7 protein-coding genes are annotated in these 13,680 nt (G+C 36.6%); 6 read left to right on the plus strand and 1 reads right to left on the minus strand.

Annotated features, from left to right (window positions below; all coding sequences use genetic code 11):
* Positions 1-72: 72 nt before the first annotated feature.
* The 5 genes from CSC80_RS08430 (at position 73) to CSC80_RS08450 (ending at position 10,529) form a co-directional block, all read left to right on the plus strand.
* Entirely contained in the window at positions 73-2,472 is a 2,400-nt protein-coding gene (locus tag CSC80_RS08430; RefSeq protein ID WP_099191006.1) for an ABC transporter permease, read from the plus strand.
* Between the two features lie 9 nt (positions 2,473-2,481).
* Positions 2,482-4,866, plus strand: coding sequence for an ABC transporter permease (locus CSC80_RS08435; protein WP_099191008.1), 2,385 nt, complete (start codon positions 2,482-2,484; stop codon positions 4,864-4,866).
* Positions 4,867-4,913: 47 nt separating this feature from the next.
* Positions 4,914-7,331: an ABC transporter permease gene (locus tag CSC80_RS08440; RefSeq protein ID WP_099191010.1), complete on the plus strand. Its 2,418-nt coding sequence runs from the start codon at positions 4,914-4,916 to the stop codon at positions 7,329-7,331.
* 12 nt (positions 7,332-7,343) lie between these two features.
* Positions 7,344-9,797, plus strand: coding sequence for an ABC transporter permease (locus CSC80_RS08445; RefSeq protein WP_099191012.1), 2,454 nt, complete (start codon positions 7,344-7,346; stop codon positions 9,795-9,797).
* 66 nt (positions 9,798-9,863) lie between these two features.
* Positions 9,864-10,529, plus strand: coding sequence for an ABC transporter ATP-binding protein (locus CSC80_RS08450; protein ID WP_058104963.1), 666 nt, complete (start codon positions 9,864-9,866; stop codon positions 10,527-10,529).
* 116 nt (positions 10,530-10,645) lie between these two features.
* Here the strand turns inward: CSC80_RS08450 and CSC80_RS08455 are convergent, their stop codons facing one another.
* A complete protein-coding gene (locus tag CSC80_RS08455; RefSeq protein ID WP_099191014.1) occupies positions 10,646-12,322 on the minus strand; it encodes an amidase in 1,677 nt (558 codons plus the stop codon).
* 215 nt (positions 12,323-12,537) lie between these two features.
* On the opposite strand from CSC80_RS08455, the gene CSC80_RS08460 reads away from it, so the two are divergent.
* Positions 12,538-13,680, plus strand: coding sequence for an Mrp/NBP35 family ATP-binding protein (locus tag CSC80_RS08460; protein ID WP_099191016.1), 1,143 nt, complete (start codon positions 12,538-12,540; stop codon positions 13,678-13,680).

Below are 13,680 nucleotides of genomic sequence, written 5' to 3' on the forward strand. Positions count from 1 at the left end.
TCATATTTTATATCATCAATCAATCAATCAATGTTTAGCATCAACTAATCATCAATCAAAAAACGAACGATCATGTTTAAGAACTATTTAAAAGTTGCTTGGCGAAATCTACTTAAGAATAAGGGGTATACTGTTATAAATGTGGGCGGACTTGCCCTTGGTATGGCGGTAACTTTAATTATTGGACTTTGGATCCAAGATGAGCTGTCCTATAATAGCTACTTCAAGAATAAAGAAAGTATAGCCCAAGTTTTTCAATCGCAAACCTTTAATGGCGAAACAGGAACAGGACCTGCCATACCAAGACCTTTGGAGAAAGCCTTAAGAGATGGTTACGGTGATAATTTTAAGCATTTGGTCATGTGTTCTTGGACCAATGACCATTACTTAAAATATGGTGAAAAGAGCATATCTAGACCAGGTAATTACATGCAACAAAATGGACCTGAGCTTTTTGGTCTGGATATTATTAAGGGAGAGCAAGATGCGCTACGGGAGATCAATTCCATTATGTTATCAGCATCAACGGCAGATGCCTTGTTCGGTAATGAAGACCCCATAGGTAAAACGGTTACCGTAAGTAATGAGCACAAGTTGAATGTAAGCGCGGTGTACAGTGATATACCTGTCAATAATTCATTTAACGATACCGATTATATTATTCCTTGGGAGAAGTATTTGGCAGTGAACGAATGGATAAAAAATGCCGAAGATCAATGGGGCAACAATTCATTTCAAATGTTCGTACAATTGGCAGATAATACAACCATTGAGCAGGTAACCAATAATATTAAAAACGTAAAGAAAGATTTAAACGAAGATACAGCTCAGTTTAATCCGCAGATCTTTTTGTTCCCAATGAAAGATTGGTATTTGCGTAGCAGTTTTGAAAATGGAAAACAAGAAGGTGGGCGCATAAAGTACGTGTGGTTATTTGGTGTCATTGGAGCTTTTGTATTACTGTTGGCATGTATCAATTTTATGAATTTGAGTACCGCCCGTTCAGAGAAAAGGGGCAAGGAAGTTGGCATACGTAAATCTATTGGTTCTCAAAGAGGGCAATTGATTTATCAATTTTTGAGCGAATCGTTTCTTGTGGTTGTTTTTGCATTTGTAGTAGCCATATTGTTGGTATTACTTTCCTTGAACGGATTTAATGAGCTATCTAGAAAAGAAATATCCTTTCCGTGGGATAATGGTATGTTTTGGATGGTGTCATTGGTGTTTATAGTGTTCACTTCCTTGTTGGCAGGTAGCTATCCGGCGTTATACCTATCATCTTTTAGACCGGTAGATGTGCTTAAGGGTACGTTCAAGACCGGAAAGTACGCAGGGTTGCCAAGAAAGGTATTGGTTGTAGTTCAGTTTACGGTCTCGGTAGCTTTTATTATAGGTACGGTGATTGTAATGCAGCAAATCAATTTTGCAAAAAATAGACCTGTTGGGTATGATAAGGAAGGATTGATCCAAATACCGACGTTCAGTCAAGATTTTGTGGGGAAATATGATTTAATGCGAACCGAATTCATAGGGTCCGGAGCGGTAGTGGAAATGTCCACTTCCAGTAGTCCAACTACCCAAATATGGTCTAATAGAGGCGGATTTACATGGGAAGGCAAACCAGAAGGTTTTCAAGAAGATTTAGCGTGGACAGAAGTTTCACCGGAGTACGCAAAATCATTGAATCTTAAAATTTTAGAAGGGCGCGATTTTTCAAGAGATTTTGCAACTGATTCATTAGGGGTGTTGATCAATGAAACCGCAAAGAAATATCTGGGTATGGAGAATCCTGTAGGGCAGTTATTACGAGACGATGACGAAGAAGACCCTAATCCGCCATTAAAAATTATAGGTGTTGTTCAAGACATGATCACCCAATCACCTTACGAACCGGTAAAACAAGGTGTTTATGTGTATGATAGGTTCAATAATGCCAGTTATTATAACCTAAGGTTGAATCCTAATAACAATGCATCTAAGAGTATTGCCACCGTAGAGAATGTGTTTAAGGAGCATTTTCCGGATATTCCCTTTGAATATGAATTTATAGATAGCGAATATGGTCAAAAGTTTGCATCGGAAGAACGTATTGGTACACTCTCGGGAGTATTTACGGCATTGGCAATTTTAATTAGTTGTTTGGGGTTATTTGGGTTGACATCATTTGTAGCCGAGCAAAGAAAGAAAGAAATAGGGGTGCGTAAGGTATTGGGAGCGTCTATTTTTAATGTATGGAATATGTTGTCCAAAGACTTTTTAAAACTGGTGGTTATCTCTTGTTTTATTGCCGTACCTATAGCTTATTTCATTATGAACGGATGGTTGCAGGAGTATCCGTATAGAGTAGTACTCAAATGGTGGATTTTTGCGGTAGCCATGTTGGGCGCAATGTTAGTGACCATTGCCACGGTAAGTTTTCAAGCTATTAAGGCAGCAAGGGCAAACCCAGTGAAAAGTTTACGAACGGAATAATTTTAAAAAATGTTAAGAAATCATCTAAAACTATCCTTTAGGAATCTTTGGAAAAATAGATTGCTATCCTCATTAAATCTTTTAGGTTTAAGTATAGGTGTTGGTGGTGTATTAACACTTATGTTTTCAGTGTACGCTTATTACGTGGCGGATAATATGATACCGGATCAGGAACATATTTATTATCTAAAGACACATTTGGCAGACGGCAATGATTATAATGAAGCGGTATATCCGTTATTGGATAAAATAAAAAGCACTTCCCCAGAAGTAGTTGCCGGCACACATTTACACGGTTGGGGCAATATTTGGTTAGAGGTAGGGGATAATGAGTTTCAGAAAACAACTACCTATGCCGATCCTGAATTTTTTAATGTTTTTGCCTTGCCATTAAAATATGGTAATCATAATTCTGCCCTAAATGAAAAGTATTCTATTGTTTTGACCGACAAGGTAAGTAAGCAATTGTTTGGGGAAGAGAATCCTGTAGGGAAAAGTTTAATAGCGGCAGACACCTTAAATCTTACTGTAACTGGTGTGTTAGAACCCATAAGTCCTTATTCTTCATTTCGTTTAGATATTTTAATGCCGAATACGATATTAAAAGATAACATAGCATTTAAAAATCAAAACAATTGGGATAGTAGTTTTTCTCCGGTGTTTATGAAACTTCGTTCAGATGCCAACATTCAGCAATTTGAGAAACGTGTAGGTCAATTGGTGAAAGAAAATTATGAAGACCCAACTGTTATTTCAAGAATGGAAGTGATACCACATAATAATGTGCGTATTGATTCTATACCCGTAGTAGAAATAATTATAGCGGGAAATATTGCTACATCAATTTTTGTACTGCTTCTTGTACTTGTTAATCTTTTAAATTTAAATACCTCTACCATGTTCCGTAGAACAAAAGATATTGCTGTACGTAAAATTTTAGGTGGTGGTAAAAAGGGAGTAATTACTCAGTTTTGCCTGGAAAACGGAATTTTGGTGTTACTCTCTATATTGATTTCCGGCGGACTTTTCTTTGGCTTTTTATTGCCAAAATTGAACGATATTTTTGGTGCTGAATTTGGTGAGATAAATTTTAGTCTGGCAAATGATTATCCAGTAGTAATAGGTGCTATTTTATTAGGTGTTTTGGTGACTTTAATAGTTGGTATTTTGCCAACATTACGATTTATTTCTTTACCAGTTTCACAAGGCATTAAAGGAAAAATAGATAGCGCAAAAGGCAGTTTTATATTGCGAAATACATTTATAATTATTCAGTTTTCCATAGCTATTCTATTTATTTGTGTTGCCGTTATTCTGAACAGTCAGATCAGTTTTATGAAAAAGGCTGATTTAGGTTTTGAAAGAGAACACGTAATAGTGGGCAATATCGATCTTGATTTTAAAGATTTGGATGCTGCCAAGTCTAGCTTCAAGGCGCTTTTAAATGACCTAGAGGCAAATCCGTATGTCACTAATGTTGCTACAAGTCAGGCAATACCATCAGATTACTACTTTAATTATACCCGGTTTTATGATGCAAATACCGATAGGGATGTGCGTCTGCGTCGTTCATTTACTGATGCGGGTTATTTAAGCACATTAAAAATTCCAATAGTAAAAGGTAGAAATTTCAGTAAAGAAATGGATGGTGTAGAGGAAAGACCAGTAATAATTAATAGAACTGCTATGGCCGCTTTTGGCTGGACAACAATAGAAGGTAAGCGATTAAAATTTAAAAAGGACGATTTTATCGGGAATCCTGTGGTTGGTGTCATGGAAGATTTTCATTATCAAGACTTGCAAAATGCTGTTGAGCCCTTGGTACATTATTATAGAAGTGAAGATGATTTGGATAAACATCGATATTTAACTGTTAGGGTAGTAGACGGTAAGGAAAAAGAGGTTAAGGATATGATAGCTTCCGCATTCTCTAAAATAGATTCTAGAAAAAACTATTCTCAAAATGATCTTAGCGAAAAAGTAAGTGGACAATATCGTTTAATGGACGGTATGTTGAAAACGGTAAACGTCGTAGCCTTATTGACCATATTTATTTCATGTTTAGGTATGTTCGGTCTTATTTCTTTTATGGCAAAAAGAAGAATAAAAGAAATTGGTATTCGTAAAGTTCTAGGTGCAAGTGTGCTGAAAATTGTGGTATTGCTTTCCAAGGATTATATGATTTTAGTGGGCATTGCGGCTTTTGTTGCATTCCCTGTTGCCTGGTATATGATGAATGCATGGCTGGGCGGTTTTGCATACAGTATATCAATTCAATGGTGGATGTTTGCCTTGGCTGGTTGTATTGCCTTGTGCATAACGGCATTTACATTGGGTGCTCAAGCTATTAAGGCAGCAAGGGCAAACCCAGTGAAAAGTTTACGAACGGAATAATAGATATATCATCAATCAATCAATCAATCAATCAAAATAGTGTAATCATGATAAAGAATTATTTTAAAATCGCTTGGCGAAATTTGATAAAGAACCGCGTGTTTACCACGGCTAATATTTTGGGCTTAACCTTAGCATTTGCGATTGCACTATTGTTGACCATCACCGTTTTGTTCGAGTTATCTTATGATCAGTTTCATGAGAACAAAGAGTCGGTCTATCAAGTGTATTACAATGTTCAAACTCCAAAAGGGTCGGAATTGTCAACTGCTAACCCCGTTCCCTTTGCTCCGGCTTTAAAGGATGAAGTGCCCGGCATAAAGCATATAACAAGAGCTTTAAGTGAAAATGTATTGGTTTCTTTTGGGGAGAACGATTATAATTTAGATGCAGAATTTGTTGATACGGACTATTTCTCCATATTCAGTTTTCCAACCCTTATAGGGGATAGTGCCAAGCCTATGCCAGATCAAAATTCGGTTGCCATAACTGAAGAAGTTTCTAAGAAATTATTTGGATCTACTAATGGTTTGGGTAAAATAATTAGACTTCAAATAGGAAAAGAGGAAAAGCCTTTTACAGTTTCTGGGATTTTAAAGAACATACCAAACAATAGTAGTATAAATTTTGAAATCGCTATACCGTTCACCACTCATTGGGACTATAAAGAATATGTTGATGCTTGGGATTCTAGAAATCACCCAGTGTATATGCAATTAGAGAAAGGGGTAACTACTTCGCAATTTGAAAAAAGTACGGTAGATTTTACGCTATTACATAATGAGGAGCAGATCAATAACATGAAACGTGATGGCGCTCAACCGGATGTCAACGGCAATTATGCGCAACTTAAATTATTGCCTAGTACAGATATGCATTTCGCTAATTTCAATGCAGAAACCTTACAGGTAAAAAGAACATTTCCGTATTTGGTACTGGGTATAGCATTCTTAATTATTTTTATTGCTTGTGCCAATTTTGTGAACATGAACATTGCCTTGGGTGAAAAGCGTCTGAAGGAAATAGGCATGAGAAAAACGTTAGGTGCGGTAAAAGGACAGCTATTTGGACAGTTTTGGTTAGAAAGTTTGTTGGTATTTGCTATTGCTATTGTGTTGGCATTAATTCTTGCCAATGTGTTAATAGACCCATTTAAGACCTTATTTAATACCCAGGCTACTTTTTCAAATATGATGGCACCTACAATTTTAGCGGGTTGTTTCTTTGGGGTTTTATTGGTCACATTGATTACGGGTGGGTACCCGGCATTACTATTGAGCAAGCTAAATACCTTGAAGGCTTTAAAAGGTAAGTGGGAACTGGGCAAAAACGGAGTAAGAAATGCGTTGATCGTCGTACAGTTCGTAATTGCTATTGTGTTGATTACCGGCACTTTGGTTTTTCAAGGACAGTTAGAGTTTATGAGAAGCAAAAATCTTGGTTTTAATAAAGAACAGGTAGTGTCCATACCGTTGAACGGAAAAAAAGATAGTTACCGAGTTGTAGAGTTGTTGCGAAATGAACTTAGTGGAAATAGAAATATTTTAAGTGTAACCGGGTCGGACAATAACCTAGGACGAGGAAAAGACGGCAGCATGTCCATCAGTAAGTTCGGGTTTGAACATAAAGGTAGGGTAGTGCAGAGTAATGTACTTAATGTAGACTATGATTATGCAAAAACCTTAGATCTACAATTGTTGCAAGGGCGTATGTTCAGTAAGGAATATAGTGCGGATAGCTTAAGCATGGTCATCAATGAAGCCATGGTAAAAGAGCTGAACGAAGAGGATAATCCTTTGGCCACAAGAATATATTTTGATGAAGATTCCGTAGCCTATAATGTCATAGGGGTATTAAAGAACTATAATCATCAAGATATCAGTAGAAGTATAGAACCATTGACTTTATTTCTTGATGATAATTTTGATTTGTATTATGCCTATGTAAAAGTAGCACCGGCAGATATGGCAAATTCTTTTGATGCCATTAAAGATGCTTGGCAAAAGGTTGAGCCAAACGCAGAATTTTTAGGCTCGTTTTTAGATGAAAATATAGACAGAACCTTTAGACGTGAAAAAACGATGGCAACTATTATTACAGCCGGCTCGGTACTTGGTATTGTTCTTAGTTGCATAGGATTGTTTGCTATGTCGTTATTAGTCGTTGCACAACGTACAAAAGAAATAGGTGTTCGTAAAGTTATAGGTGCAAGTACATCATCCATAACCATACTGTTGACCAAAGATTTTTTAAAATTGGTAGGCTTGGCATTCCTAATAGGGGCGCCCATAGCATGGTTTGCTTTAGATAAGTGGTTGCAGGAATATGCTTTTAGGGTGCCATTGAGTATTTGGTTCTTCATTGGTGCAGGAATGCTGGCAGCTTTAATTGCGTTGTTGACGGTAGGAGCAAGAACTATGAAAGCAGCGGCGGCGAACCCTGTTAAAAGCTTAAGAACGGAATAAAATTTAATTATTATGCTTCGTAATTATTTAAAGATAGCTTTTCGTAATGTTTGGAAAAATAAGGTGTTTTCTATAATAAGCATTTTAGGGCTTTCTATTGGTCTTAGCGCTGCATTTGTAATTGGGGCAATGGTTTTTTATGACCTCACATTCGATAATTTTCATCAAGATGGTGAAAGGATTTATAGGGTCACTACTTCGTTTGAAGGTGCGTCTGGAGTGTTTCATAACGCAGGTGTTGCCGTTCCATTGGCACAAGAGCTCAAAGATTTAAAAATGGTGGAAATTGAAACCGTTGCTCCATTTTTTACGATCTATCCTTTACATGTAGAAAATTCGGCAACCGGTAATAGGTTTAAAGATCCCGAATTTGTAATATATACAGAACCTTCATATTTCCAAACATTTGAATATAATTGGTTAGCTGGAAATTCACAAACTGCTTTAGAAGAACCAAATATGGTAGTGCTATCGCAAGAACGTGCAAGAAAATATTTTCCAAATCAAGAAATAGAGCATATTATAGGTAAGACCCTGGTTTATAATGACAGTATACACACTACGGTTTCTGGTATTATAGCAGGGTTTAATGATCGTACAGATATTGTTTTTGAAGAATTTATATCTTTAAAAACAGCGGATACACAAGATATGACCAATGCGATTAATGAAGCGGATTGGAACAATACAAATTCTGCCTCGCAACTTTTTATAAAACTTTCTGAGAATACCAGTGCAGATAATGTTCAAAAAACACTTACTCAAATTGCAGATGATCATAATGAACCAGAAGATACCTACCAAGGTGGGAGTACGAGTAAGTTCAATTTGCAACCATTAAATGATTTACACTTAAATCCTAACTACGGTACTTTTGATTTCAACGATAGCCGTACAACAATGTCAGCATTAAAAAGTCTAATGTTGTTGGCTTTAATTTTATTGATTTTAGGTTGTATAAACTTCATTAATTTAAATACGGCGCAAGCAATTAAAAGAGCGAAAGAAATAGGTATTAGAAAAACCTTAGGGAGTTCAAGATTTCAATTAATTTCTCAATATTTGGGAGAAACATTTCTTTTGACCTTATCTGCAGCCGTAGTTTCATTCTTTCTTTCAAAATGGTTACTTCTTTTATTTTCAGATTTTATTCCTGCCGGGTTGAGCTTTGATATTTTTTTAAGTCCTTGGTTGGTATTGGGTGTCTTCCTTTTACTTGGTGCAGTGACTATTTTGTCCGGATTTTATCCTGCCCTCGTGTTGTCAAAATATAAACCAGTTTCGGTTTTAAAACAACAAATAACACCAAGTTCAGATAAGGGGTTGTTAAGAAAGTATTTAACCGTATTTCAATTTGTAATTGCACAGATATTTATCATAGCTACATTAATGGTAGGTAAACAGTTAAACTATATTATGAAAAAAGATATGGGTTTTAATACAGATGCAATCGCATATTTTAAAACTCCATGGCAAGATACATCAGCAGTAAAAAGAACAAGGTTTGTTAATAGAGTGCAAGATTTGCCGGGTATATCAAGTGCTGTATTAGCAGGTAATCCTCCGGCTTCATTTACTACCATGAGTATGGCGGTAAAATTTATAGATGACAGCAAGGAAGTTAATTCAGATTTGCAGCTCATGTATGGTACTGCTAACTATTTTGATTTATATAATTTAAAATTATTAGCCGGTAGAATGCCTTTAAATGATTCTATTAATGAGTTTGTAGTGAATACATCGTATCTGAAAGTCGTAGGTGTAGAAAATGCTGTAGATATAATAGGCAAGAATTTAGTAGTTGATGGGGATAATATGCCTATAGTTGGTGTAATGGATGACTTTAATCAGCATTCCCTAAAATATGGAGTATCTCCAATGGCTTTTACTGGAAGTTCATATACAGGCAAGTGGACACAATTTAAAACAATTCATTTTAAATTAAATCCTAATGAAGTTTCTAATTGGTCAGAAACTATATCATCAATAGAAAGTATATGGAAAGAAACTTATCCTGAGTCCGATTTTAAATACGCTTTTATGGATGATACTGTAAAACAATTTTATGAAAGCGAACAAAAAACAGCGACACTTTTAAAGTGGGCAACAGGCTTGGCAATTTTAATAAGTTGTTTGGGATTATTTGGGTTGGTTATTCACACCACTGAGCGTAGGACAAAAGAAATAGGGATTCGAAAAATTCTTGGAGCCAATATTTTTCAACTTAATATACTTTTGTCCAAAGACTTTTTAAAACTGGTATTGATCGCTTTTGTTATTGCTGCGCCAATTGCATGGTATGGATTACATAGTTGGTTGGAGGAATTTGCTAACAAAACCGAATTGAGCTGGTGGGTATTTGCTTTAAGCGGTATTCTTATGGTGGTAATATCATTATTGATTATGACAATTAAAACTCTGAATTCAGCGAATAACAATCCCATAAAAAGCCTGAGAACGGAATAATAAATAAGATTTAACCATTAACCACTAACTGACTATTTCACTAATCAACTAATTCACTACATAAAGATGTTATTACAATTAAGAAATATTTTCAAATGGGTACAGCAAGGCGGTCAACGCGTGTTTTTGCTAAAGGATATTAATTTAGAAGTGCAGGAAGGCGAATTCATTTCAATTATGGGTCCGTCCGGTTCAGGTAAATCTACATTATTGAATGTTATAGGTATGCTAGATACGTTTGATGAAGGAGAGTATGATTTCTTGAACGAATCGGTACATACCTTAAAAGAAAAATACCGTTCTAATCTGTATAAAGAATATATAGGTTTTGTGTTTCAGTCATACCATTTGTTAGATGATCTTACGGTAGAAGAAAATTTAGAAATGCCCTTATTATATAAGAAAATAAAGGGCTCTGAACGTAAAGCTTTGGTAGCCGATATGTTGGATAGATTCAACATTGTTGGTAAAAAAGATTTGTTCCCAACACAGTTAAGTGGTGGTCAGCAACAATTGGTTGGTGTGGCAAGAGCATTAATTGCAAACCCAAAACTGATATTGGCAGATGAGCCAACAGGCAACCTAAACTCTCAACAAAGCGAAGAAATCATGCAGCTTTTTAAGAAGCTTAATGAAGAAGAAGGCGTCACCATTATTCAAGTAACGCATTCGGAAAAGAACGCGGAGTATGGTTCAAGAATTATCAATCTTTTAGACGGCAGACAGATTTAGTCTTGAAATGATGATTTATCCTAATTTTTAAAAAATTAGGATAAATCATCACAATTAAATAGCTTTCCGAGTTAATTAAAATTATAGCTTTCTAACTACTAACAATCAACGAATCACTAATCCGTATACCCTTCAGGATGCATTTCATCAAAATCCGTTTGGTCTTGAAATGCTTTTGCTAATAAAAGAATACTAGCTTCATCATACAAGTTGCTAATTAGTGTGATACTGGTTGGGTGCTTTTTTTTATCTAACCCAGTAGGAATAGAAATTGCCGGATGACCGGTAAGGTTTGTAATAATTGAAAGTCTGTTGCCGGAACTTGGTGAAATAAGCACATCATAATCTTTCATAACGGCCTGCATTTTTTCAATAAGTACCTGTCTTTGTCTGTTGGCTTGTATATATTCCACTGCGGGAATAAAGCGTGCCTGGCGTAATGAATTTGCTCTTGAACGTTGGTGTTGTTCTACCATTTTATCGACTTCTTCAGCTCGGACCATATCATCGAAAAATGCACCCGCTTCTGCTCTTAAAATGATATCAAAACTGTTGTAGGGCACATCTTTAGGTAGTTCTACGGCGTGTAAGGAAATGCCCATATCTTCAAATTTCTTCACGGCATTATCTAAATTTTCTTTACTAAGTGAAGAGTCTTTTTCAATGTCATTTTTTAAATAGGCAACCTTAAGAGACTTATAGTCTTTGTTGGGTTCAAATCCGTCAGGTAAATCCGTCGTCATACCATCTTTAGGGTCCTTGCCTGTAATTACGCTGTAAACAATTGCGCAGTCCTCAGCACTTCTGGTCATAGGACCTACCTTGTCCATAGACCAGCTTAAACTCATTACACCATGTCTGCTTACTCTACCGTAAGTAGGGCGTAATCCAGTAATCCCGTTTCTGGTACTTGGTGATAATATAGAGCCAAGGGTTTCTGTTCCTAATGAATAAGGTACTAGTCCTGCTGAGGTTGCCGATCCTGAGCCCGCGGAAGAACCCGATGCTCCTTGTGTCGTATCCCAAGGATTTTTTGTTTTACCGTCGAACCAAACATCACCACGTGCCAATGAACCAGAAACTAACTTGGCTACTAAAATGCCACCTGCATCCTGTAACTTTTGCACCACCGTGGCGGTCATATCAATTTGTTGGTCGCGGTAGGGTGCTGCTCCCCACGTAGTTTTGTAACCTTCTACTGCCATTAAATCTTTAACGCCATAAGGAATGCCATGAAGAATTCCACGATATTTTCCGTTGGCAAGTTCGGCATCCATGGTTTTAGCTTGTTCCAGTGCCATCTCTTCGGTTATGGTTATGGTACACTGTAAGATGTCGTTATATTTTTTTAAGCGTTCAATAAAAAATTGGGTCAATTCTAGCGAGCTAATTTTTTTGTTTTTAATTAGGGATGCTAGTTGAGGTATTGAATAAAAAGCTAGATCAGCTTTATTTTCAGGTACGTCAATGTTATTTGGAATTTCCCATTCTGGAAACCCAGATTGTGGTTTTGGCGTAAAATTCATTGGTAATGGGTCAAATCTAACCGCAGGAACTACATCGTAATCCAGAGTGTATTTTCTAAGAGAATCAAATCCTTCTTTATTCCGCTGTAAATAGGGGTATAAGGTGTCTATGTATTTCTTGTCAAAATCAAGCCCTATTAGTTTTTGAGAGCGCTTAACGTCTTTTTTGGAGAAATCGTTCTTAGAGCTGGAACAAGATGTAATTAATAAAGTGGTAAGTAGACTAAAAAAGAAGAGTTGGGATAATCTTTTGATAGGTTGGTACATGTATGTTGGTTTTTTAAGAAGATTCTAATGTACGTCTTTTGAAAAATTTATGTGAATTGCCAAATCATAAAAAAATGTGAATTGAATATCTATGAATAAGAGGATCTGTTTATAATGGCATCTTCATTTTCAATACGCTAGCTTCCTAATCTGATAACTAAGGATTATCTTTGTAACCTACTTGTCAATGGGCAGGTTTTGAATGAATTTATACAATGAAGATAGATAAGAAGGATGTTTTAAAGGCTTTGGAGCATATTACGGTTCCCGGGGAAGGCAAAAACATGGTAGAAAGTGGTGCGGTAACCAATATTCAAATTTTTGGTGATGAGGTAGAGGTAGATATTACCATTGCCAACCCTAGTTTACAAGCACGCAAAAAGACTGAAGTGGAGATTTTAAAAGTCATCCACAGAGAGGTGTATGAAAAAGCTAAGATTAAGATCAATATTAAGGTTGAAGCACCTGTGGCAAAACCAAAGGTGAACGAAATTAAAGGTAAGCCTATACCGGGTATTAATAATATTATAGCCGTAGCCTCTGGTAAAGGAGGTGTGGGTAAATCTACGGTAACGGCCAACCTTGCGGTTACCTTGGCAAAAATGGGCTTTAAAGTAGGTCTTTTAGATGCTGATATATATGGTCCTTCAATGCCTATTATGTTCGACGTTGCCAATGAGAAACCATTGGCGGTAAACGTAGAGGGTAAATCTAAAATGAAGCCTGTAGAGAATTACGGAGTAAAATTATTGTCTATTGGGTTTTTTACCCAACGTGACCAAGCGGTTATATGGAGAGGGCCTATGGCGTCAAAAGCATTGAACCAAATGATTTTTGATGCACATTGGGGCGAGTTGGATTTTATGCTGATCGATTTGCCACCGGGTACCGGTGATATTCATTTGAGTATCATGCAATCTTTGCCGGTTACAGGCGCCGTTGTAGTAAGTACACCACAAGAGGTTGCCTTGGCAGATGCTAGAAAAGGTGTGGCCATGTTTCAGCAAGATTCTATAAATGTTCCTGTTTTAGGAATCGTGGAGAATATGGCATATTTTACACCTGCAGAGCTGCCGGAAAACAAATATTATATTTTTGGTAAAGAAGGCGCTAAGAACCTGGCAGAAGATTTAAATGTACCTTTTTTAGGCGAAATGCCATTGGTACAGAGCATACGTGAAGCTGGTGATGTTGGTAGGCCTGCGGCTTTGCAAACCGCTACACCTGTAGAAAAAGCATTTGAAGAATTGACAAAGCAGGTGGTTAGTGAGGTGGTTGCTAGAAACAAGACAATGCCACCTACAGAAGCAATAAAAATTACTACAATGGCGGGTTGTTCGCCGGTTAATAAAAAATAG

The sequence above is a fragment of the Maribacter sp. 6B07 genome, assembly GCF_002700155.1.
Lineage (GTDB): Bacteria > Bacteroidota > Bacteroidia > Flavobacteriales > Flavobacteriaceae > Maribacter > Maribacter dokdonensis.

Excerpts from the sequence above, each read along its gene's own strand:
- CSC80_RS08445 (WP_099191012.1), top strand. The coding sequence starts at position 7,344 with ATGCTTCGTAATTATTTAAAGATAGCTTTTCGTAATGTTTGGAAAAAT.
- CSC80_RS08455 (WP_099191014.1), bottom strand. The coding sequence starts at position 12,322 with ATGTACCAACCTATCAAAAGATTATCCCAACTCTTCTTTTTTAGTCTA.
- CSC80_RS08440 (WP_099191010.1), top strand. The coding sequence starts at position 4,914 with ATGATAAAGAATTATTTTAAAATCGCTTGGCGAAATTTGATAAAGAAC.
- CSC80_RS08450 (WP_058104963.1), top strand. The coding sequence starts at position 9,864 with ATGTTATTACAATTAAGAAATATTTTCAAATGGGTACAGCAAGGCGGT.
- CSC80_RS08430 (WP_099191006.1), top strand. The coding sequence starts at position 73 with ATGTTTAAGAACTATTTAAAAGTTGCTTGGCGAAATCTACTTAAGAAT.
- CSC80_RS08460 (WP_099191016.1), top strand. The coding sequence starts at position 12,538 with ATGAAGATAGATAAGAAGGATGTTTTAAAGGCTTTGGAGCATATTACG.
- CSC80_RS08435 (WP_099191008.1), top strand. The coding sequence starts at position 2,482 with ATGTTAAGAAATCATCTAAAACTATCCTTTAGGAATCTTTGGAAAAAT.